This window comes from Streptomyces sp. NBC_01571, assembly GCF_026339875.1.
In the GTDB taxonomy this organism is placed as follows: Bacteria; Actinomycetota; Actinomycetes; order Streptomycetales; family Streptomycetaceae; genus Streptomyces.
This window is the reverse complement of record NZ_JAPEPZ010000001.1, coordinates 6,112,737-6,131,083: the sequence shown is the minus strand read 5'-3', so window position 1 is coordinate 6,131,083 and position 18,347 is coordinate 6,112,737. Positions and strand designations below refer to the sequence as shown.

At 66.1% G+C, this 18,347-nt stretch carries 32 protein-coding genes; 3 read left to right on the top strand and 29 right to left on the bottom strand.

The genetic code is table 11. The features are described 5' to 3' along the window. Positions 1-80 precede the first annotated feature (80 nt). From rpmJ to rpsJ, 26 genes are all read right to left on the bottom strand, one after another. Positions 81-194 (bottom strand): 50S ribosomal protein L36, encoded by a 114-nt coding sequence (gene rpmJ / locus OHB41_RS27800; protein WP_003974245.1) that lies wholly within the window; start codon positions 192-194, stop codon positions 81-83. Positions 195-264: 70 nt separating this feature from the next. After that, complete coding sequence (infA, locus tag OHB41_RS27795) at positions 265-486, bottom strand: translation initiation factor IF-1 (RefSeq protein ID WP_003948620.1); 222 nt, start codon at positions 484-486, stop codon at positions 265-267. A gap of 283 nt (positions 487-769) precedes the next feature. After that, on the bottom strand, positions 770-1,606 hold the full coding sequence (gene map, locus OHB41_RS27790) for a type I methionyl aminopeptidase (protein ID WP_168529666.1): 837 nt from the start codon (positions 1,604-1,606) through the stop codon (positions 770-772). 113 nt (positions 1,607-1,719) lie between these two features. Further along, positions 1,720-2,382 carry an adenylate kinase gene (locus tag OHB41_RS27785; RefSeq protein WP_266700853.1) on the bottom strand — a complete coding sequence of 221 codons (663 nt, stop codon included), beginning with the start codon at positions 2,380-2,382 and terminating at the stop codon, positions 1,720-1,722. Further along, a complete protein-coding gene (gene secY / locus OHB41_RS27780; protein WP_266700852.1) occupies positions 2,382-3,698 on the bottom strand; it encodes a preprotein translocase subunit SecY in 1,317 nt (438 codons plus the stop codon). Before secY ends, OHB41_RS27785 begins: the two co-directional genes overlap by 1 nt. 224 nt (positions 3,699-3,922) lie before the next feature. After that, positions 3,923-4,378 (bottom strand): 50S ribosomal protein L15, encoded by a 456-nt coding sequence (gene rplO, locus OHB41_RS27775; protein ID WP_007443991.1) that lies wholly within the window; start codon positions 4,376-4,378, stop codon positions 3,923-3,925. 2 nt (positions 4,379-4,380) lie between these two features. Further along, positions 4,381-4,563 (bottom strand): 50S ribosomal protein L30, encoded by a 183-nt coding sequence (gene rpmD, locus OHB41_RS27770; RefSeq protein WP_060901490.1) that lies wholly within the window; start codon positions 4,561-4,563, stop codon positions 4,381-4,383. 2 nt (positions 4,564-4,565) lie between these two features. Continuing rightward, positions 4,566-5,171, bottom strand: a complete 606-nt coding sequence (gene rpsE / locus OHB41_RS27765) for a 30S ribosomal protein S5 (protein WP_037694140.1) — start codon at positions 5,169-5,171, stop codon at positions 4,566-4,568. Between the two features lie 41 nt (positions 5,172-5,212). Continuing rightward, positions 5,213-5,596 (bottom strand): 50S ribosomal protein L18, encoded by a 384-nt coding sequence (gene rplR, locus OHB41_RS27760; RefSeq protein WP_010986354.1) that lies wholly within the window; start codon positions 5,594-5,596, stop codon positions 5,213-5,215. Positions 5,597-5,599: 3 nt separating this feature from the next. After that, positions 5,600-6,139 (bottom strand): 50S ribosomal protein L6, encoded by a 540-nt coding sequence (rplF, locus tag OHB41_RS27755; RefSeq protein ID WP_266700851.1) that lies wholly within the window; start codon positions 6,137-6,139, stop codon positions 5,600-5,602. Positions 6,140-6,163: 24 nt separating this feature from the next. Further along, a complete protein-coding gene (gene rpsH, locus OHB41_RS27750) occupies positions 6,164-6,562 on the bottom strand; it encodes a 30S ribosomal protein S8 (protein ID WP_010986352.1) in 399 nt (132 codons plus the stop codon). A gap of 210 nt (positions 6,563-6,772) precedes the next feature. After that, positions 6,773-6,958: a type Z 30S ribosomal protein S14 gene (locus tag OHB41_RS27745; RefSeq protein WP_003948630.1), complete on the bottom strand. Its 186-nt coding sequence runs from the start codon at positions 6,956-6,958 to the stop codon at positions 6,773-6,775. 5 nt (positions 6,959-6,963) lie between these two features. Continuing rightward, positions 6,964-7,521 (bottom strand): 50S ribosomal protein L5, encoded by a 558-nt coding sequence (gene rplE, locus OHB41_RS27740; protein ID WP_148010026.1) that lies wholly within the window; start codon positions 7,519-7,521, stop codon positions 6,964-6,966. Beyond that, positions 7,521-7,844 (bottom strand): 50S ribosomal protein L24, encoded by a 324-nt coding sequence (rplX, locus tag OHB41_RS27735; protein WP_060901494.1) that lies wholly within the window; start codon positions 7,842-7,844, stop codon positions 7,521-7,523. The genes rplE and rplX overlap by 1 nt, the downstream gene beginning before the upstream one ends. Before the next feature lie 2 nt (positions 7,845-7,846). Next, the gene (gene rplN / locus OHB41_RS27730) at positions 7,847-8,215 is read right to left on the bottom strand and encodes a 50S ribosomal protein L14 (protein WP_003992364.1); all 369 of its coding nucleotides are present in this window, start codon (positions 8,213-8,215) and stop codon (positions 7,847-7,849) included. 103 nt (positions 8,216-8,318) lie between these two features. Further along, the gene (gene rpsQ, locus OHB41_RS27725) at positions 8,319-8,603 is read right to left on the bottom strand and encodes a 30S ribosomal protein S17 (RefSeq protein ID WP_148010025.1); all 285 of its coding nucleotides are present in this window, start codon (positions 8,601-8,603) and stop codon (positions 8,319-8,321) included. Next, positions 8,603-8,827, bottom strand: a complete 225-nt coding sequence (rpmC, locus tag OHB41_RS27720) for a 50S ribosomal protein L29 (RefSeq protein ID WP_003998824.1) — start codon at positions 8,825-8,827, stop codon at positions 8,603-8,605. Before rpmC ends, rpsQ begins: the two co-directional genes overlap by 1 nt. Beyond that, entirely contained in the window at positions 8,827-9,246 is a 420-nt protein-coding gene (gene rplP, locus OHB41_RS27715) for a 50S ribosomal protein L16 (RefSeq protein WP_099500627.1), read from the bottom strand. Before rplP ends, rpmC begins: the two co-directional genes overlap by 1 nt. A 5-nt stretch (positions 9,247-9,251) precedes the next feature. Beyond that, positions 9,252-10,082: a 30S ribosomal protein S3 gene (gene rpsC, locus OHB41_RS27710; RefSeq protein ID WP_266700850.1), complete on the bottom strand. Its 831-nt coding sequence runs from the start codon at positions 10,080-10,082 to the stop codon at positions 9,252-9,254. Then, complete coding sequence (rplV, locus tag OHB41_RS27705; protein ID WP_006604878.1) at positions 10,082-10,429, bottom strand: 50S ribosomal protein L22; 348 nt, start codon at positions 10,427-10,429, stop codon at positions 10,082-10,084. Before rplV ends, rpsC begins: the two co-directional genes overlap by 1 nt. 41 nt (positions 10,430-10,470) lie before the next feature. Next, entirely contained in the window at positions 10,471-10,752 is a 282-nt protein-coding gene (rpsS, locus tag OHB41_RS27700; protein ID WP_168529651.1) for a 30S ribosomal protein S19, read from the bottom strand. Between the two features lie 12 nt (positions 10,753-10,764). After that, the gene (gene rplB, locus OHB41_RS27695) at positions 10,765-11,601 is read right to left on the bottom strand and encodes a 50S ribosomal protein L2 (RefSeq protein WP_030039757.1); all 837 of its coding nucleotides are present in this window, start codon (positions 11,599-11,601) and stop codon (positions 10,765-10,767) included. A gap of 39 nt (positions 11,602-11,640) precedes the next feature. Beyond that, the gene (gene rplW, locus OHB41_RS27690) at positions 11,641-12,057 is read right to left on the bottom strand and encodes a 50S ribosomal protein L23 (RefSeq protein WP_168529647.1); all 417 of its coding nucleotides are present in this window, start codon (positions 12,055-12,057) and stop codon (positions 11,641-11,643) included. Further along, the gene (rplD, locus tag OHB41_RS27685) at positions 12,057-12,713 is read right to left on the bottom strand and encodes a 50S ribosomal protein L4 (RefSeq protein WP_037747970.1); all 657 of its coding nucleotides are present in this window, start codon (positions 12,711-12,713) and stop codon (positions 12,057-12,059) included. The genes rplW and rplD overlap by 1 nt, the downstream gene beginning before the upstream one ends. 5 nt (positions 12,714-12,718) lie before the next feature. Further along, the gene (gene rplC, locus OHB41_RS27680) at positions 12,719-13,363 is read right to left on the bottom strand and encodes a 50S ribosomal protein L3 (protein WP_266700849.1); all 645 of its coding nucleotides are present in this window, start codon (positions 13,361-13,363) and stop codon (positions 12,719-12,721) included. Positions 13,364-13,380: 17 nt separating this feature from the next. Beyond that, positions 13,381-13,689: a 30S ribosomal protein S10 gene (gene rpsJ / locus OHB41_RS27675; RefSeq protein ID WP_003948644.1), complete on the bottom strand. Its 309-nt coding sequence runs from the start codon at positions 13,687-13,689 to the stop codon at positions 13,381-13,383. Between the two features lie 554 nt (positions 13,690-14,243). On the opposite strand from rpsJ, the gene OHB41_RS27670 reads away from it, so the two are divergent. From OHB41_RS27670 to OHB41_RS52360, 3 genes are all read left to right on the top strand, one after another. Then, positions 14,244-14,420 (top strand): hypothetical protein, encoded by a 177-nt coding sequence (locus OHB41_RS27670; RefSeq protein ID WP_266700848.1) that lies wholly within the window; start codon positions 14,244-14,246, stop codon positions 14,418-14,420. A 52-nt stretch (positions 14,421-14,472) separates the two neighbouring features. Then, on the top strand, positions 14,473-14,676 hold the full coding sequence (locus OHB41_RS27665; protein WP_266700847.1) for a hypothetical protein: 204 nt from the start codon (positions 14,473-14,475) through the stop codon (positions 14,674-14,676). Positions 14,677-14,744: 68 nt separating this feature from the next. Then, positions 14,745-15,581 (top strand): phospholipase D-like domain-containing protein, encoded by an 837-nt coding sequence (locus OHB41_RS52360; RefSeq protein WP_353962906.1) that lies wholly within the window; start codon positions 14,745-14,747, stop codon positions 15,579-15,581. Between the two features lie 69 nt (positions 15,582-15,650). Here the strand turns inward: OHB41_RS52360 and OHB41_RS27660 are convergent, their stop codons facing one another. The 3 genes from OHB41_RS27660 to OHB41_RS27650 form a co-directional block, all read right to left on the bottom strand. Beyond that, the gene (locus tag OHB41_RS27660; RefSeq protein WP_266700846.1) at positions 15,651-16,310 is read right to left on the bottom strand and encodes a hypothetical protein; all 660 of its coding nucleotides are present in this window, start codon (positions 16,308-16,310) and stop codon (positions 15,651-15,653) included. Between the two features lie 331 nt (positions 16,311-16,641). Next, a complete protein-coding gene (locus OHB41_RS27655; RefSeq protein ID WP_266700845.1) occupies positions 16,642-17,103 on the bottom strand; it encodes a hypothetical protein in 462 nt (153 codons plus the stop codon). A 119-nt stretch (positions 17,104-17,222) separates the two neighbouring features. Then, positions 17,223-18,338 (bottom strand): hypothetical protein, encoded by a 1,116-nt coding sequence (locus tag OHB41_RS27650; protein ID WP_266700844.1) that lies wholly within the window; start codon positions 18,336-18,338, stop codon positions 17,223-17,225. Between the last annotated feature and the right edge of the window lie 9 nt (positions 18,339-18,347).

Genomic DNA, 18,347 nt, shown 5'->3' with positions numbered 1-18,347 from the left:
TCAGCCCTGGATTCTGCGTATGAACATGTACTGCTTGCGTCGCGCGAAGTATCTGCGGGTGCAGAAGGTGCGGTCGTGCGTCAGCCCTGGCGCTGCTTGTGGCGCGGGTTGTCGCAGATGACCATGACCCGGCCGTGACGGCGGATCACCCTGCACTTGTCGCAGATCTTCTTGACGCTCGGCTTGACCTTCATTAGGTGAGGTTCTCCGGGTCAGTGCCACCACCCGCGTCCCGGAACCGGGACCGCGGAGTAAAGGCAAGATCTACTTGTACCGGTAGACGATCCGGCCACGCGTCAGGTCGTACGGAGACAGCTCCACCACGACCCGGTCGTCAGGGAGGATGCGGATGTAGTGCATACGCATCTTGCCGCTGATGTGTGCCAGAACCTGGTGGCCGTTCTGGAGCTCAACCTTGAACATGGCGTTCGGAAGAGACTCGACGACAGTGCCCTCGATCTCGATGGCACCTTGCTTCTTGGCCACGCTTCGCCCTTCGAATCGACTACCTTGATCGACTCCGCGCGAGCGCATGCAGACATGCGGGTGCACGAGAGCCGACGAGTCAGTCTACGTCAGGGCTCCCGGAAAGACGAATCGAGGAAGAATGCCCCATCAGGGAGATCCTTAACCTGGGCCCCTGGTGATTGAGCGCGAACCGGCCGACCGCACATCGGCCGAACGGGCACCGGACGGCCGGGAACGCACCGTGCCCGCAACACCGCCGGCCCGCCCGGAACCGGTACACCCCCCGGCACGGCCCGCACGGCTACGCCAGCGGGTCCGGCGCCGCCGTCACTCCGTACTCCGCCAGCTTCGCCCTGCCGCAGTCCGGAGCCGTCAGGACCAGCGGGCCCTCCTCCGTCACGGCCACGGAGTGCTCCCAGTGCGAGGACCACGTACCGTCCGTCGTGATGACGGTCCAGTCGTCCTCCAGCACCTCGGTCTTCGGCGTGCCCAGGGACACCATCGGCTCGACGGCCAGACAGAGACCGGGGACGAGCTTGGGGCCCTTGCCGCGACGGCGCTCCACGTAGTTCAGCAGGTGCGGGTCCATGTGCATCTCGGTACCGATGCCGTGGCCGCCGTAGTCCTCGATGATCCCGTACCGGCCGCCGCCCGGCTTCGGCTGGCGGCGGATGTACGTCTCGATCGCGCGGGAGACGTCGACGAGCCGGTTCCCCGGCTTCATCGCCGCGATACCCGCCCACATCGACTCCTCGGTCACCCGGGAGAGCTCGACCAGCTCAGGAGCGTGGCCGGAGCCCACGAACGCCGTGAACGCCGCGTCCCCGTGCCAGCCGTCCACGATCGCGCCCGCGTCGATGGAGATGATGTCGCCGTCCTTCAGGACGGTCTTGTCGTCCGGGATGCCATGCACGACGACCTCGTTCGCCGACGTGCAGATGGTCGCGGGGAAACCCCCGTACCCCAGGAAGTTCGACTTCGCGCCGTGCTCCGCGAGCACCTTGCGCGCCACCTCGTCGAGGTCCCGCGTCGTCGCGCCGGGCACCGCCGCCTCACGCGTGGCCGCGTGCACGGCGGCTACGACCAGGCCCGCCTCACGCATCTTGGCGATCTGCTCGGGGGTCTTGATCTGCACCATGGCGGCCGCGCTCTCCGTCTTCTCCGTCAACCGACTGCGTACACGAACGACTACCTGTACAACACTACGGCCGCGGCACCCCGGAGGGCACCGCGGCCGAAACAGCGTGACGACTACTTGTCGCCGGCCTTGCTCTGGAGCGCCTCCATGGCGCGCTCCGTGACCTCTTCCACCTTGCCGAGCGCCGAGATCGTGACGACCAGGCCCTGGGCCTTGTAGTAGTCGATGATCGGCTCGGTCTGCGTGTGGTAGACCTCCAGCCGCGTACGGACGGTCTCCTCGGAGTCGTCGTCGCGCTGGTACAGCTCGCCGCCGCAGATGTCGCAGACACCGTCCTGCCGCGGCTTCTTGTACTCCACGTGGAACACGTGGCTCGAGTCCTTGCGGCAGATGCGGCGGCCGGCGATGCGCTTGACCACCTCGTCCTCGGGGACCTCCAGGTCCAGCACCGCGTCCAGCTTCATGCCCTCGGCCTTCAGCATCTCGTCGAGCGCCTCGGCCTGCGAGACGTTACGAGGGAAGCCGTCCAGCAGAAAGCCGTTCGCGGCGTCGGGCTGCTCCATGCGGTCCTTGGCCATCCCGATGGTGACCTCGTCCGGTACCAGGTTGCCGGCGTCCATGTACGCCTTCGCCTGCTTGCCGAGCTCCGTGCCCTGGCTGATGTTTGCACGGAAGAGGTCGCCCGTGGAGATGTGCGGAATCCCCAGGTTCTTGGCAAGGAACGCGGCCTGCGTTCCCTTCCCGGCACCGGGCGGCCCGACGAGGACGATTCGCATCAGCGGAGGAACCCTTCGTAATTGCGCTGCTGAAGCTGGCTCTCGATCTGCTTCACCGTCTCAAGACCCACACCCACGATGATCAGGATGCTGGTACCACCGAACGGGAAGTTCTGGCTTGCCCCGAAGCCAACCAACGCCATCGTCGGTACGAGAGCGATCAGACCCAGATACAGCGACCCCGGCCAGGTGATCCGGTTGAGTACGTAACTCAGGTACTCAGCGGTCGGTCGGCCAGCCCGGATGCCCGGGATGAAGCCACCATACTTCTTCATGTTGTCGGCTACTTCCTCGGGGTTGAACGAGATCGCCACGTAGAAGAACGCGAAGAAAACGATCAGAAGGAAGTACATGGTGATGTAAATCGGGTGGTCGCCCTTGGTCAGGTTCTGCGTGATCCAGGTCTTCCAAGCCGAGTTGCCGTTGGAGAACTGGGCGACCAGCGCCGGGATGTAGAGCAGCGACGACGCGAAGATGACGGGGATCACACCGGCCTGATTGACCTTCAGCGGGATGTACGTGGACGTACCCCCGTAGGACCGGCGGCCGATCATGCGCTTCGCGTACTGGACGGGAATGCGCCGCTGGGCCTGCTCGACGAAGACCACCAGGCCGACCATGACCAGGCCGACGAGGATGACCGTGCCGAACTCGATCCAGCCTCCGGCCAGGGTGCCCTGCGTCTTGATGGCCCACAGCGCGGTCGGGAAGCTCGCGGCGATCGAGATGAACATCAGAATCGACATGCCGTTGCCGATGCCGCGGTCGGTGATGAGCTCGCCCAGCCACATGACGACGCCGGTACCGGCGGTCATCGTGACGACCATGACGACGGTCTGGAAGATCGACTGGTCCGGCACGATCTGGTTGGCGACCTGGCAGCCGCTGAACAGGGCGCCGCTGCGCGCGGTCGCGACGAGACCGGTGCCCTGGAGGATGGCGAGGGCCACCGTCAGGTATCGGGTGTACTGCGTGATCTTCGCGGTGCCTGACGAGCCCTCCTTCTTCAGGGCTTCGAGGCGCGGGATCACCACCGTCAGCAGCTGCAGAATGATGCTCGCCGTGATGTACGGCATGATGCCGAGCGCGAAGATCGTGATCTGCAGCAGCGCACCACCACTGAACAGGTTGACCAGACCGAACAGCCCCTGGTTGCCCTTCGAGGCCGCGTCGATACAGGTCTGGACGTTCTTGTAGTCGACGCCCGGGATCGGAATGTGCGTACCGACCCGGTAGACCACGATGATGGCGAGCGTGAAGAGCAGCTTCTTGCGCAGGTCGGGCGTCCTGAACGCCCGGGCGAACGCGGTGAGCACGGTGCCTCCTGCGACCCCCGCGCAACTGCGTCAAGGGTGATGGTCTTGAGGTTCGACGAATAGGTATCGGTCAACTGCCGCCCGGCGGGAAGCCGGACGAAAGTCGGCAGTGCAGGTCACCTTACCGGCGAGACTGCCCCCCTTGGAACGACCAACCGGGGATGCCCCATTTGTTGGGGCATCCCCGGTCGGGATCGCTCATGTCATCGAGGCGCCTGAAGTGATCAGACGAGCTCGGTGACGGTACCGCCGGCGGCGGTGATCTTCTCCTTGGCGGAGCCGGAGACGGCGTCGACCGTCACCTGCAGCGCCACGGATACCTCGCCCTGGCCGAGGACCTTGACGAGGCTGTTCTTGCGAACGGCACCCTTGGCGACGAGACCCTCGACGGTGACCTCGCCACCCTCCGGGTACAGCGCGGCCAGCTTGTCGAGGTTCACGACCTGGAACTCGGTCTTGAACGGGTTCTTGAAGCCCTTCAGCTTCGGGAGGCGCATGTGGAGGGGCATCTGCCCGCCCTCGAAGCGCTCCGGAACCTGGTAGCGGGCCTTCGTGCCCTTGGTACCACGACCGGCCGTCTTACCCTTCGACGCCTCACCACGACCCACACGGGTCTTGGCGGTCTTGGCGCCCGGGGCGGGACGGAGGTTGTGGATCTTGAGCGGGTTGTTCTCCGCCATGATCAGTCGACCTCCTCAACCGTCACGAGGTGGCGGACGGTGTGCACCATTCCGCGGAACTCGGGGCGGTCCTCCTTGACGACCACGTCGTTCAGGCGCTTGAGCCCGAGCGAACGCAGCGTGTCGCGGTGGTTCTGCTTGCTGCCGATGTACGACTTCGTCTGCGTGATCCTGAGCTGAGCCATGATTACGCACCCGCTCCCGCACGTGCACGCAGCAGGGCCGCGGGGGCGACGTCCTCGAGGGGCAGACCACGGCGAGCCGCGATCTCCTCGGGACGCTGCAGACCCTTGAGGGCCGCCACGGTCGCGTGCACGATGTTGATCGCGTTGGACGAGCCGAGCGACTTCGACAGGATGTCGTGAACGCCGGCGCACTCGAGCACAGCACGCACCGGGCCACCGGCGATGACGCCGGTACCGGGGGAAGCAGGCTTGAGCAGGACGACGCCCGCGGCCTTCTCGCCCGTGATCGGGTGCGGGATGGTGCCCTGGATACGGGGGACCTTGAAGAAGTGCTTCTTGGCCTCTTCAACACCCTTGGCGATCGCGGCCGGCACCTCCTTGGCCTTGCCGTAACCGACACCCACGGTGCCGTCACCATCGCCCACCACGACCAGCGCGGTGAAGCTGAAGCGACGACCACCCTTCACAACCTTGGCGACGCGGTTGATCGCGACGACGCGCTCAACGTACGCGGTCTTCTCGGCAGCAGCTGCGCCGCCGTCACGGCCCTTCCGGTCCCGCCGCTCGCCGCCACCGGCACCGCCACCGCGGCGCTGGGGTCCAGCCATTGGAATTACCTCTCTCTGTTTCCGCTAGCTACGGAACCGACTCAGAACTTGAGTCCGGCTTCGCGGGCGGCGTCCGCCAGGGCGGCGATGCGCCCGGCGTACTGGTTTCCACCACGGTCGAATACGACAGCCTCGACACCGGCGGCCTTGGCGCGCTCGGCGACAAGAGCGCCGACCGACTTGGCCTGAGCCGACTTGTCGCTCTCGCCGCCGCGGATCGTCGTGTCCAGGGTCGACGCCGACGCGAGGGTGTGACCCTTAACGTCGTCGATGACCTGGGCCACGATGTGGCGGTTGGAGCGCGTCACGACCAGGCGCGGACGCTCAGCCGTACCCGAGATGTGCTTACGGATCCGGATGTGACGACGCTTGATGGCAGCACGCTTGTAAGCGTCGCCCTTAGCAATCTTGACACCGTATGCCATGGCTTACTTACCCGCCTTTCCGACCTTGCGGCGGATGACTTCGCCTTCGTACTTGACGCCCTTGGCCTTGTACGGGTCGGGCTTGCGCAGCTTGCGGATGTTGGCCGCAACCTCGCCGACCTTCTGCTTGTCGATGCCCTCGACCGAGAAACGGGTGGGGGCTTCCACCTTGAAGGTGATGCCCTCGGGGGCCTCGACCGTGATCGGGTGGCTGTAGCCGAGCGCGAACTCGAGGTTCGAACCCTTGGCCGTCACGCGGTAACCGACACCGCTGATCTCGAGCTTCTTCACGTAACCCTGGGTCACGCCGGTGATCATGTTCGCCACCAGCGTGCGGGACAGGCCGTGCAGGGCCTTGTTCTGACGCTCGTCGTTGGGGCGGGTGACGTTCAGAACGCCTTCCTCACCCTTGACGATCTCGATCGGCGCGACGACGGTGTGGGAGAGGGTGCCCTTGGGGCCCTTCACCTGAACCGTACGGCCATCGATGGTGACGTCCACGCCGGCGGGAACCGTGATGGGGAGCTTGCCAATGCGCGACATAGCTGTTTCCTCCGTTCCCTTCCGCTACCAGACGTAGGCGAGGACTTCTCCGCCTACGCCCTTCTTGCCGGCCTGCTTGTCGGTGAGGAGCCCGTGGGACGTGGAGATGATCGCCACGCCGAGGCCACCCAGCACCTTGGGCAGGTTGGTGGACTTCGCGTACACCCGGAGACCGGGCTTGGAGATCCGCTTGATGCCCGCGATGGAGCGCTCACGGTTCGGGCCGAACTTCAGCTCGAGGACGAGGTTCTTGCCGACCTCGGCGTCCTCGACCTTCCAGCCCGTGATGAAGCCCTCCTGCTGGAGGATCTCCGCGATGTGCGACTTGATCTTGCTGTGCGGCATTCCCACGGTGTCGTGGTACGCCGAGTTCGCGTTACGCAGACGCGTAAGCATGTCTGCGATCGGATCAGTCATGGTCATGAATTGGCCTTCGGCCTCTCTCGCCGGGGTTTCCTGTATGCGCCATCCCTCTCCCCACTCAGTGGCGGGACGGGTGCGGTGCGGGGACCTACGGCGTAGTAAGTCGTACGGGCGTCAGGCGCCCAACCCTCCTAGCCTACGGCATGGAGAGGTGGGCACCTGACAGCGCCCTTTACTTACCGAGAGCCTCTGGTGTCCGGAAGTACCGGACTACCAGGAGCTCTTGGTCACGCCCGGCAGCTCGCCACGGTGAGCCATCTCACGAAGGCAGACGCGGCACAGGCCGAACTTGCGGTACACGGAGTGCGGACGACCGCAGCGCTGGCAGCGCGTGTAGCCACGCACACCGAACTTGGGCTTACGAGCAGCCTTGGCAATCAGAGCCTTCTTCGCCATCTCGCTTACGCCTCCTTGAAGGGGAAGCCGAGGTGACGGAGAAGGGCACGGCCCTCAGCGTCGTTGGTCGCCGTGGTCACCACGGTGATGTCCATACCCCGGACGCGGTCGATCTTGTCCTGGTCGATCTCGTGGAACATGACCTGCTCCGTGAGACCGAAGGTGTAGTTGCCACGGCCGTCGAACTGCTTGGGGGACAGACCGCGGAAGTCGCGGATGCGCGGCAGCGCGAGCGACAGGGTGCGGTCCAGGAACTCCCACATGCGGTCGCCACGGAGCGTGACGTGGGCACCGATCGGCTGACCCTCACGCAGCTTGAACTGCGCGATGGACTTGCGGGCCTTGGTGATGGCCGGCTTCTGACCGGTGATGGTGGTCAGGTCACGGACGGCACCGTCCATGAGCTTCGAGTCACGGGCGGCGTCGCCGACACCCATGTTGACCACGATCTTGACGAGGCCCGGCGTCTGCATGACGTTCTCGTAGGAGAACTCTTCCTGCAGCTTCGCCGCGATCTCCTCGCGGTACTTCGTCTTGAGACGCGGAGTGGTGGTGGTAGCCATCAGATGTCCTCACCCGTCCGCTTGGCAACGCGGATCTTGTTGCCCTCGTCGTCGAAGCGGTAACCGACACGCGTGACGACCTTGTTGCCGTCCTTCTCCACGACGAGCTGAACGTTGCTCACGTGGATCGGGGCCTCGGTCGTCACGATGCCGCCGGCCTGCGAACCGCTGGCGGTCGGGCCGGCCTTGGTGTGCTTCTTGACCCGGTTGACACCCTCGACCAGGACGCGCTCGTCGCGCGGGTAAGCGGCAATGACCTTGCCCTGCTTGCCCTTGTCCTTGCCGGTGATGACCTGAACCGTGTCACCCTTCTTGATCTTCATGCTTACAGCACCTCCGGCGCGAGCGAGATGATCTTCATGAACTTCTTCTCGCGCAGCTCACGGCCGACAGGGCCGAAGATACGGGTGCCGCGAGGGTCGCCGTCGTTCTTCAGAATGACGGCGGCGTTCTCGTCGAAGCGGATGTACGAGCCGTCCGGACGGCGGCGCTCCTTGACGGTGCGAACGATGACGGCCTTGATGACGTCACCCTTCTTCACGTTGCCACCGGGGATCGCGTCCTTGACGGTGGCGACGATGACGTCACCGATGCCCGCGTAGCGGCGACCGGAGCCACCGAGCACACGGATGCAAAGGATCTCCTTCGCACCAGTGTTGTCGGCGACACGCAGTCGCGACTCCTGCTGGATCACGTCTATCTCCTGATTTGTCTGCCGGTTCCCGGGGCGGGGCCGACCTTACGGCGGCCCCGCCCCGAGCCTGGCGGAACGAACCTGAGGGAAACCCCTCAGGTAATTACTTGGCCTTCTCGAGGATCTCGACGATGCGCCAGCGCTTCGTCGCGGACAGCGGACGCGTCTCCATGAGGAGGACGCGGTCGCCGATACCCGCGGCGTTCTGCTCGTCGTGGGCCTTGAGCTTGCTCGTACGGCGGATGACCTTGCCGTACAGGGCGTGCTTGACGCGGTCCTCGACGGCGACGACGACGGTCTTGTCCATCTTGTCGCTGACGACCAGACCCTCACGGGTCTTGCGGAAACCGCGCTGCTCGTTGGTCTCAGTCACGTTGCTCTCGCTCATCAGGCGCTCTCCACCGTTTCGATGCCCAGCTCGCGCTCACGCATCAGGGTGTAGATCCGCGCGATGTCCTTGCGGACGGCCTTGAGCCGACCGTGGTTCTCGAGCTGACCGGTCGCCGCCTGGAAGCGGAGGTTGAACAGCTCTTCCTTGGCTTCGCGAAGCTTCGCGAGAAGCTCCTCGTCACCCAGTTCGCGCAGCTCGGACGCCTTGGTACCGGCCGACATCACGCTTCACCTGCCTCGCGCTTGACGATCCGGCACTTCATCGGCAGCTTGTGGGCTGCGCGAGTCAGAGCCTCACGGGCGATCTTCTCGTTGGGGTAGGACAGTTCGAACATGACCCGGCCCGGGTGCACGTTCGCGACCCACCACTCGGGAGAACCCTTACCGGAACCCATGCGGGTCTCGGCAGGCTTCTTGGTCAGCGGGCGGTCCGGGTAGATGTTGATCCAGACCTTGCCGCCACGCTTGATGTGACGGGTCATCGCGATACGAGCGGCCTCGATCTGGCGGTTCGTCACGTACGCCGGCGTGAGGGCCTGAATGCCGTACTCGCCGAACGAAACCTGCGTACCGCCCTTGGCCTGACCACGGCGCTTCGGGTGGTGCTGCTTGCGGTGCTTGACCCTACGGGGGATCAGCATGTCGGTCAGGCCTCCGTTCCGGTGCTCTCAGCCGGAGCGGCAGCCGGAGCCTCGGCCTTGGGGGCCTCGGCAGCGGGAGCCTGCTGCGGCTTACGACCGCGACCGCCACGCTCGCCACCACGGCCACCACGGCCGGCCGGGCGGTCGTTGCCACCACGGGCCGGGCGGTTGCCGGCACGGGCAGCGGCGTTCTCGGCGCGGACCTCGGCGATGTTCTTGACGTCGCCCTTGTAGATCCAGACCTTCACACCGATACGGCCGAAGGTCGTCTTGGCCTCGAAGAAGCCGTAGTCGACGTTCGCACGGAGCGTGTGCAGGGGCACACGGCCCTCGCGGTAGAACTCCGAGCGGGACATCTCGGCGCCGCCGAGGCGGCCACCGCACTGGATCTTGATGCCCTTGGCGCCCGCCTTCATCGCCGACTGCATGCTCTTGCGCATGGCACGGCGGAAGGAGACGCGGGACGACAGCTGCTCGGCAACGGCCTGGGCGACCAGCTGAGCATCGGTCTCGGGGTTCTTGACCTCGAGGATGTTCAGCTGGACCTGCTTGCCCGTGAGCTTCTCGAGGTCACCGCGGATGCGGTCGGCCTCGGCGCCACGGCGGCCGATGACGATGCCCGGACGCGCGGTGTGGATGTCCACCCGCACACGGTCACGGGTGCGCTCGATCTCAACCTTCGAGATGCCGGCGCGCTCCATGCCGGACGTCATCATCCGACGGATGGCGACGTCTTCCTTGACGTAGTCCTTGTACAGCTTGTCGGCGTACCAGCGGGACTTGAAGTCCGTGGTGATGCCGAGCCGGAACCCATGCGGGTTAACCTTCTGGCCCATTACCGGGTTCCTTCCTTGCTGCTGACGACCACGGTGATGTGGCTGGTCCGCTTGCGGATCCGGTAGGCGCGGCCCTGGGCACGCGGACGGAACCGCTTCAGGGTCGGACCCTCGTCGACGTACGCCTCGGAGATGACGAGGCTGCCGGCGTCGGTGTGGTCGTAGTTGTGTGCGGCGTTGGCAATGGCGCTGTCAAGCACCTTGCCGACCGGCACGCTCGCGGCCTGCGGGGCGAAACGCAGGACCGCCTGAGCCTCCGTGGCATCCATGCCACGGATAAGGTCCACCACGCGGCGGGCCTTCATGGGCGTAACGCGGATGTACCGCGCCTGGGCCCTGGCTTCCATGGTTGTCCTTCCAGTGTCTGTCATGGTCATTCCACCCCGCGTTAGCGGCGCTTCGACTTCCGGTCGTCCTTGACGTGACCCCGGAAGGTGCGCGTCGGCGAGAACTCGCCGAGCTTGTGGCCGACCATCGACTCGGTGACAAACACCGGGATGTGGATCTTGCCGTTGTGCACCGCGATCGTGTGACCGAGCATGGCCGGGATGATCATCGAGCGACGGGACCAGGTCTTGATGACGTTCTTGGTACCGGCTTCGTTCTGTACGTCCACCTTCTTGATCAGGTGGTCGTCGACGAAGGGCCCCTTCTTGAGACTGCGCGGCATCTAAACCCGCTCCTAGCGCTTCTTGTTCGTCTTGCGGCGGCGGACGATGTACTTGTTCGAAGCCTTCTTCGGCGAACGAGTACGACCCTCCTTCTGACCCCACGGGGAGACCGGGTGGCGACCACCGGAGGTCTTGCCCTCACCACCACCGTGCGGGTGGTCAACCGGGTTCATCGCCACACCGCGGACGGTCGGGCGAACGCCCAGCCAGCGCTTACGGCCGGCCTTACCCCAGTTGATGTTGCTCTGCTCGGCGTTGCCGACCTCGCCGACCGTGGCGCGGCAGCGCTGGTCGACCAGGCGGATCTCACCGGAAGGCATGCGGAGGTGGGCCATGGTGCCCTCCTTCGCGAGCAGCTGCACCGAGGCACCGGCGGAGCGGGCGAACTTGGCACCGCCACCGGGACGGATCTCGATCGCGTGGATCGTGGTACCGACCGGGATGTTGCGGAGGGCCAGGTTGTTGCCCGGCTTGATGTCGGCCCCGGGACCGTTCTCCACGCGGTCACCCTGCTGCAGGTTGCGCGGGGCGAGGATGTAGCGCTTCTCGCCGTCGGCGTAGTGCAGCAGCGCGATGCGCGCGGTGCGGTTGGGGTCGTACTCGATGTGCGCGACCTTCGCCGGCACGCCGTCCTTGTCGTGACGACGGAAGTCGATCACTCGGTAGGCGCGCTTGTGTCCGCCACCCTGGTGGCGAACGGTCACACGACCGGCGTTGTTACGGCCGCCCTTGCTGTGCAGCGGGCGGACCAGCGACTTCTCCGGCGTGGACCGCGTGACCTCGACGAAGTCGGCGACGCTGGAGCCACGACGGCCCGGCGTAGTCGGCTTGTACTTGCGGATTCCCATTTCTCAGTCCTCGTCCGATATTCGGACCAGGGCGCTCCGTTAGGAGGCCTGGCCGAAGATGTCGATACGGTCGCCCTCAGCGAGGGTCACGATGGCGCGCTTGGTGTCAGCACGCTTACCGAAACCGCTCTTGGTCCGCTTGCGCTTACCCTGACGGTTGATCGTGTTGACGCCGGTGACCTTGACCGAGAAGACCGCCTGGACGGCCTGCTTGATCTGGGTCTTGTTGGCGCCCGGCGCGACGACGAAGGTGTACTTGCCCTCGTCGAGCAGCGCGTAGCTCTTCTCGGAGACGACCGGCTTGAGCAGAACGTCACGGTGGTCCGTGAAGCTCTTGCTCATCGGCGTCTCTACGGTGTTCTTGCCCTCGGCCTCGTGGCGCTTCGCCTTGGCGACGCGCGCGACCTTCTTGGCCTTGGCGGCCTTCGAGGCAATGCTCGGGTGACGCGTAGCCATCAGGCTTCGCTCCCTTCGGTGTCAGCGGCCTGGGGGCCAGACACGAAGGACTCGAAAGCGGCCTGGGTGAAGACCACGTCGTCCGAGACGAGAACGTCGTACGTGTTCAGCTGGCCCGGCTCCAGGATGTGGACCTGGGGCAGGTTGCGCGCGGAAAGCAGCGCGGCCTCGTCGGAGCGCTCGATGACCAGGAGCACGTTCTTGCGCTCGCTGACCTTGCCGAGGAAGCTCTTCGCGGCCTTGGTGGAGGGGGTCTCGCCCTCGATCACGCCGGTGATGACGTGGATGCGAGCGTTGCGGGCCCGGTCGGTGAGGGCGTGGCGCAGGGCCGCGGCCTTCATCTTCTTCGGGGTCCGCTGCGAGTAGTCACGCGGGGTGGGGCCGTGGACGACGCCACCGCCGGCGAACTGCGGCGCACGGGTCGAACCCTGGCGCGCGCGGCCGGTGCCCTTCTGGCGGTAAGGCTTCTTACCACCACCGCGGACCTCGCCACGACGCTTGACCTTGTGCGTGCCCTGACGGGCGGCGGCCAGCTGCGCGACGACGACCTGGTGAAGCAGCGGGATGCTGATCTTCTCTACGTCGAAGATCTCGGCCGGGAGCTCAACGGTCCCGGCGGTGTCGCCGGAGGGCGACAGAATGTCAATGGTGCTCATAGTCCTCAGGCCCCCTTGGCCGCGGTGCGGACCAGGACGAGGCCGCCGTTCGGACCAGGAACCGCGCCCTTGATGAGGAGCAGGCCCTTCTCCGCGTCAACGGCGTGAACGGTCAGGTTCTGGGTGGTGACCCGCTCGTTGCCCATGCGACCCGCCATGCGGAGGCCCTTGAACACACGACCCGGGGTGGCGCAGCCACCGATGGAGCCGGGCGAGCGGTGCTTGCGCTGGGTGCCGTGTCCGGCGCCGAGGCCCTTGAAGTTGTGACGCTTCATGACACCGGCGAAGCCCTTGCCCTTGCTCTTGCCGGTCACGTCCACCTTGATGCCGGCCTCGAAGGTCTCGGCGGTGATCTCCTGGCCGAGGGTGTACTCGCTGGCGTCAGCGGTACGGATCTCGACGAGGTGACGGCGGGGAGTGACGTCGGCCTTGGCGAAGTGGCCCTTGAGGGGCTTGTTCACCTTGCGCGGGTCGATCTCGCCGAAGGCGATCTGGACCGACTCGTAGCCGTCGGAGTCATTCGTACGAACCTGGGTCACGACATTCGGCCCGGCCTTGACGACGGTGACGGGAACAACGCGGTTGTTCTCGTCCCACACCTGCGTCATGCCGAGCTTCTCGCCCAGGATGCCCTTGATCTGCTTACCCATTCTCAGATCACCGGCCCTTAGAGCTTGATCTCGATGTCGACACCGGCCGGGAGGTCGAGTCGCATCAGAGAGTCAACGGTCTTGGGCGTGGGGTCGAGGATGTCGATCAGGCGCTTGTGCGTGCGCATCTCGAAGTGCTCGCGCGAGTCCTTGTACTTGTGCGGCGACTTGATGACGCAGTACACGTTCTTCTCAGTGGGCAGCGGCACCGGGCCCGCGACCGACGCACCAGTGCGCGTCACCGTCTCGACGATCTTCTTCGCCGAGGAATCGATGACCTCGTGGTCGTAGGCCTTGAGCCGGATGCGGATCTTCTGTCCCGCCATGGCTACTCAGTAGTCCTTTGTCTCGTGAAACGCTCTGGAACCCGGGGGTTCGCGTTCCTTGCCTCCGACCCACGCGGTCGGGTGTGTCGCGCTCCTGCCGCACAGATATCCGCAAAGGATTTCCCTGCTCAGGGACGCGGCTCAGCCCAAAAGACAACCGCGGGACCGGGGGCTGAACACCCACCGGGCGCCTGGTCTGCACCCCGCTGACACTTCCCGGAAGATTCCCGTACGTCCGCTCCAGCGCTGCCTTACGACAGATGGGGCGACGAGTACTGTGGGACTCGCTTCCGGTCCCCCCGGCGGGAGGCGCGCAGCATCGGCACTCGACCGAGCAACCCCGCTAGTCTGCCATACGGGGCGGGGGGCTGGCCAATCGAGCCGAGGATCGTACCCCTTGGGTGACGTGGGTCAAACCCTGGGTGCGGGGGCGCGCCCGCGCGCTTCTCCGCTCGGGGCATATGCGCCCGACCCGGGTCCCACCGTGCTTTCCGGCCCCAAGCTCTACCCGCGCCATAGAAACCGGTGCCTGTGAGGGCTGGGGGACGAGCGACATGACTGTGCAGCTGGAGGATCCGGTCAACGCAGAGGCACAGGACACCGGAACACCAGCCCCAGGCCAGCGCGTGACCATGCGCAACCGCCCCTGGGTGGTCACCGACGTCGTCCGCTCAACCGGCGCAAGCGACGACCCGGCGCGTGCCGCCGAGGCCGCCGACCCAACAACCTGATCACCCGGTCCTCGCTGGAGAGCGACGACCGGGACGAGGAATTGGGGGTGGTGTGGGACTGGAGCAGGCGACTGACGTCCAATACCAGTACGAGCTGCTGTTGCCCAGCGGCGGCTTCGACGAGCTGGGGCGGCTGGACGCTTGTCTGGACGCCATGCGCTGGGGTGCCATCGCCTCCGCCGACAAGACGGCGCTCCAGGCTCCTTTCAGCTCCGGCGTGGAGATCCGGGACTACCAGCTGGATCCCGTGGTCTGAGATCTGTCCATGCCGCGTACCAGCCGGCTGGTCGCGGGCGACGTGGGCGATCGCGCTTCAGCCAGTCGATGGAGACGATCAGCCGCGGTTGGTGGGTCCACGGCTCGCTCATGCTGATCGTCTGCCCCGCCGGGCTGACCCCGGAGCTGCCACGGAAGAGCGCGGCCCGGTCGAACCCGATGGTCATCCGCCCAGTGCGGCAGGTGAAGCAGGCCGCTTCTCCGTCCCCGCCGCGCGGAGCAACAACCGGTCGTCCGATCTCCCGCGCCTGCTGGCGGCTCTGTGCGACCGACTCCCGGAGGACCGTTTGGTGGCGTGGGAACATATCTTCCAGACGGTCACCGGACCGGACGACCCTCTACTTGATCGCTTCATATCCACCCAGCCGGCTGCCGGCCTGGCCCTCGCCGCTCTCCGAGGCGCCACCTCACCCTCGGCCCGCCCAGCCGGTCGTGACCGGTCCTCTCAGCACGGCGATACCTGCCAGATTGGCAAGTGGGGTGGCGCATGAAGTCATTCGCTCGGCGGACACCTCTCTGCTGATCGCCGGCTTCGCCGCCCATGGCGCGGGGGATGTCGTGGCGGAGATAGCGGAGGCGGTCGGCCGAGGAGTTGTGTGGACCTCCTGCTGGAGGAGTCCACACGGGCATCAACTGCCTTCGCCGCGCTACCGTCCAAGGGGGCCCTCTGGCACCGGGGGGGCTTCCACGGGCGTACTGCACGCCAAGTTGATCGCCGCCGACCGGCACACTGCGTTGCTCGGCAGCGCCAACCTCACCGACCGAGCCCCGACCGACAACATCGAACTTGGAGTAGCACTGCGTGACCCGGGGGTCGTGGGACCTCTGGTCGACCACTTCCGCTGGCTCATTTCACCCGAGAACGGCATCATGCGCCGCGCTTGAGCCAAGGGGCTTCCCGATGACCCGGCTCCGGCCGACCAACCTACGTACTCGCAGGCCCGTTGAGGCGTTTCAGCGGCGCAGCTGGACAGGCGACTGCTGGCTCGGGAGCTCCGGGTCGCCGTACGCGCCCATGGGAGTGCCCGACGGATAGCGCGCACATCCGGCATACGCACTCACCCCGAGACGGTCACCGGGATACGCCTCGATCGAGACGGTGTCATCGGTCCCCGGGGGCCGCATGCTCAGCTCGTTCCGGAACTTGCTCTCCTCGTACGAGCTGACCTTCCACCCCTGCCGGACCAACTCGCCCTTCGCACGCTGAAGCGCCGCCTTCGCCTCTACCGGGGAAACCCCCTTGAGCGCCCACTCACTGTCCACGTCGACCACGCCCGGAACGCTCGGCGGGGAGTCGCTCAACTGCTTGGACAGGTTGCTGAACCCCCGGTAGTAGCAGCTGGAGCCGTCTGTCTCCACGCCACCCCCGGGCCAGTTGTCGACCAGTTCCACATCGGACAACCTCAGTGCGTCGTAGACGTGCTGGGTGTGGCCGTCCAGCCGCTGCGCCGTTGCCGCCGGGTCCGCCACTGGGTACGGATCACCCTCCAGGAACCGGTCCAGTCCCAGGACGACCCACACCACACCGCCGCACGCCACGACGGAGGCCAGCACCGCGGCCAAGACGTTGATCGCCTTGCGGCGCCGCCCGAAGCTGGTGTTTCTCTGTGTCATGTCCAGCATCGTCCGCGGCGGGCCGCACCGCGAGCATGAGTATGTGTACTCAACATCCCGCCGACTCCACACTCACTCCAGTTATGCGCACTTCAAGCTCGTTGCAGTGGCGGCCGGGAACGTCGCGCAATGCCCCGGCCCGAAGTTCACGAACGTCCGTCGCGATGCCGGAGGCGTCCTTGGCGGCTCGGACCGGACACCGCACAGCCGGGCCGCCCGGCACCTTGCCCCTCGCCTGAGCCGCACGGACGGGCTGACGGAGCCGGTGTGGAGAATCAAGGTGCCGGTGACCGCGGACTTCTTCGCCCGGCCCCTTGTCCCCACCGGCCGATCAGAGCTTGAGGACTCCCCGCGAGGTCCACCCTGCGCCGAGGACCGCGCTCCGCAGGGGGTCCGTCATCTGCCGCGTGTCAAAGCGGAACGTCTCGACCTTGCGCCGACGGCCGTCAGGACCCTGCTCAGTCTTCCACTGCTGGTACACCGCGGGTGCGTGCCCACGTCCGTACTGCGCATTGGCCTGGTCGGACGAACGGTTCTCCCACCGCTCGTCCAGGAAACGCACCTCATGCTTCTCAGGGATCAGGCGCATCCGGGTCTTGAGGGTCACGCCCACCCGCGGAATCCGGCACTCCGCCACCAGGTCGGCCTTCTCGGCAGGGAGAGCGTTCCGCACGCGGAACGGCGCGTCCGGCCCGTTGAGCGCAAAAAGCGCGGCCCGGACCTCCTCGGCGGAGCGCGGTGCAACACCGCTGTCCGGGTATTTGGTGCCGGTCAGTTTGTCGAAAAGGCCCATCGGATCAGCCTATGGAGGTCTGGCTGTGCGACATCGGATTCCCCACGCTCGGCACGCTCGCTTGCGCTTGTTCATGAGGCACTGTTGCTCCCCTGTTCCCTGATCCACCGGACAGGCCCTTAAGGCTGGGATGCCATCTGCACGTCGGTGCAGCCGCGCTGTTTCGCCTCGTGGTCGGCGAACGCCGTCACCGCGGACGCGGCGAATCGGGCGGAGTAGTGACGGACCGGGTAGGTGCCAGTGTCCCTGTCGTAGAGGTGATACAGCACGAACACGGCAGGCTGCGTGGACTGAGGGCACTTCGCGGTGGCCCAGGCGTAGTCGTTGTCCTTGTGGGTGGGGCCGTACCCCTCCTTGAGATTGCGACCCTCACTCGCAAGGAAGTCCTTGGCGGCGGCACCGTAGTAGGCGTACAGGCCGTATCCAGGCTTCTTGGCCGGTGTGACGAGGTAACAGTTCACCTGCGGAGCCCGCGTATCCGCGGGATACTCCATGATCGAGGGCGTGCCGCTCTCCGCCGCCGCGGAAGCCGGCTCTCGAAGCGCGGCGCAGGAGCCCTGCGCCTGCGCCAGTGGTTTGGCCGTAAGGGACTTACCGAGCGTGGGGGCGGACACCTGAGTGAGCTGCTTCCCGGTCCTCGCCCGACACCCGTACTGGGCAGCCGCTTTCTGGGCAGTCTCCGTGATCACCAGCCCCAGCCCGGTGAGTGCGGGGCCGTTGTTCGAGGCATGAAGGTCACCGTAGGCGACGAGAGCCCTACTTCTCTGGTTCTGGCAGTCAAGCGCGACCACGACCTGCGGGAACCCTTGGTCGATGACGATGCCAGGCCAGCCGTTGCCGAGCGGTGCCGCCTGGCCCTCGACTCCGTCGGTGTCGGAGTCGTACCGCGCGAGGGTGCCGGAGGGGGGCGTGTCGCTGCTCCAGCGCAGTTTGATCTGCAGGGTGCCACCCCGCACGCCGGACTCCGTGGTCTTCACCGAGCACTGAGCCAGGTAGTCACCGCCGGAATCAAGTGATCCGGCCCGCAGGTTCGAGGAGCCCAGGGCGGCGTCGAGTCCGCCTTGGGCCAGCGTGCCGTCGCAGGCCTGGTCCAGTGAGCGGCCGTTCCGCCAGGAGTCGTATGCCCCGGTGCTGTACAGCACCTGGGCCACGACGCCTAGGACGAGGACGAATGCCCCCACGTACCAGCCTGCGTGTATGCGTCGGAGCCTGGAGTTGATCTGCATCGTGCTCATTCTGTCGAG

What these genes read in the sequence shown, in the direction of transcription:
- rpsH (WP_010986352.1), bottom strand. Translation starts at nt 6,562, where the DNA reads ATGACCATGACTGATCCGATCGCAGACATGCTTACGCGTCTGCGTAAC.
- OHB41_RS27785 (WP_266700853.1), bottom strand. Translation starts at nt 2,382, where the DNA reads ATGCGAATCGTCCTCGTCGGGCCGCCCGGTGCCGGGAAGGGAACGCAG.
- rplD (WP_037747970.1), bottom strand. Translation starts at nt 12,713, where the DNA reads ATGAGCACCATTGACATTCTGTCGCCCTCCGGCGACACCGCCGGGACC.
- OHB41_RS27650 (WP_266700844.1), bottom strand. Translation starts at nt 18,338, where the DNA reads ATGAGCACGATGCAGATCAACTCCAGGCTCCGACGCATACACGCAGGC.
- OHB41_RS52360 (WP_353962906.1), top strand. Translation starts at nt 14,745, where the DNA reads ATGGAGACGATCAGCCGCGGTTGGTGGGTCCACGGCTCGCTCATGCTG.
- rplE (WP_148010026.1), bottom strand. Translation starts at nt 7,521, where the DNA reads ATGGCTACCACCACCACTCCGCGTCTCAAGACGAAGTACCGCGAGGAG.
- rpsC (WP_266700850.1), bottom strand. Translation starts at nt 10,082, where the DNA reads ATGGGCCAGAAGGTTAACCCGCATGGGTTCCGGCTCGGCATCACCACG.
- rplP (WP_099500627.1), bottom strand. Translation starts at nt 9,246, where the DNA reads ATGCTGATCCCCCGTAGGGTCAAGCACCGCAAGCAGCACCACCCGAAG.
- rplF (WP_266700851.1), bottom strand. Translation starts at nt 6,139, where the DNA reads ATGTCGCGCATTGGCAAGCTCCCCATCACGGTTCCCGCCGGCGTGGAC.
- rplW (WP_168529647.1), bottom strand. Translation starts at nt 12,057, where the DNA reads ATGGCTACGCGTCACCCGAGCATTGCCTCGAAGGCCGCCAAGGCCAAG.
- rpsS (WP_168529651.1), bottom strand. Translation starts at nt 10,752, where the DNA reads ATGCCGCGCAGTCTCAAGAAGGGGCCCTTCGTCGACGACCACCTGATC.
- rpmD (WP_060901490.1), bottom strand. Translation starts at nt 4,563, where the DNA reads ATGGCTCAGCTCAGGATCACGCAGACGAAGTCGTACATCGGCAGCAAG.
- rplC (WP_266700849.1), bottom strand. Translation starts at nt 13,363, where the DNA reads ATGGGTAAGCAGATCAAGGGCATCCTGGGCGAGAAGCTCGGCATGACG.
- rpsQ (WP_148010025.1), bottom strand. Translation starts at nt 8,603, where the DNA reads ATGAGCGAGAGCAACGTGACTGAGACCAACGAGCAGCGCGGTTTCCGC.
- OHB41_RS27670 (WP_266700848.1), top strand. Translation starts at nt 14,244, where the DNA reads ATGACTGTGCAGCTGGAGGATCCGGTCAACGCAGAGGCACAGGACACC.
- rpsJ (WP_003948644.1), bottom strand. Translation starts at nt 13,689, where the DNA reads ATGGCGGGACAGAAGATCCGCATCCGGCTCAAGGCCTACGACCACGAG.
- rplR (WP_010986354.1), bottom strand. Translation starts at nt 5,596, where the DNA reads ATGGCATACGGTGTCAAGATTGCTAAGGGCGACGCTTACAAGCGTGCT.
- OHB41_RS27655 (WP_266700845.1), bottom strand. Translation starts at nt 17,103, where the DNA reads ATGGGCCTTTTCGACAAACTGACCGGCACCAAATACCCGGACAGCGGT.
- rplV (WP_006604878.1), bottom strand. Translation starts at nt 10,429, where the DNA reads ATGGAAGCCAGGGCCCAGGCGCGGTACATCCGCGTTACGCCCATGAAG.
- OHB41_RS27660 (WP_266700846.1), bottom strand. Translation starts at nt 16,310, where the DNA reads ATGACACAGAGAAACACCAGCTTCGGGCGGCGCCGCAAGGCGATCAAC.
- OHB41_RS27745 (WP_003948630.1), bottom strand. Translation starts at nt 6,958, where the DNA reads ATGGCGAAGAAGGCTCTGATTGCCAAGGCTGCTCGTAAGCCCAAGTTC.
- rpsE (WP_037694140.1), bottom strand. Translation starts at nt 5,171, where the DNA reads ATGGCTGGACCCCAGCGCCGCGGTGGCGGTGCCGGTGGCGGCGAGCGG.
- rplO (WP_007443991.1), bottom strand. Translation starts at nt 4,378, where the DNA reads ATGGCGGAGAACAACCCGCTCAAGATCCACAACCTCCGTCCCGCCCCG.
- rplX (WP_060901494.1), bottom strand. Translation starts at nt 7,844, where the DNA reads ATGAAGATCAAGAAGGGTGACACGGTTCAGGTCATCACCGGCAAGGAC.
- rpmC (WP_003998824.1), bottom strand. Translation starts at nt 8,827, where the DNA reads ATGTCGGCCGGTACCAAGGCGTCCGAGCTGCGCGAACTGGGTGACGAG.
- rpmJ (WP_003974245.1), bottom strand. Translation starts at nt 194, where the DNA reads ATGAAGGTCAAGCCGAGCGTCAAGAAGATCTGCGACAAGTGCAGGGTG.
- rplB (WP_030039757.1), bottom strand. Translation starts at nt 11,601, where the DNA reads ATGGGAATCCGCAAGTACAAGCCGACTACGCCGGGCCGTCGTGGCTCC.
- map (WP_168529666.1), bottom strand. Translation starts at nt 1,606, where the DNA reads ATGGTGCAGATCAAGACCCCCGAGCAGATCGCCAAGATGCGTGAGGCG.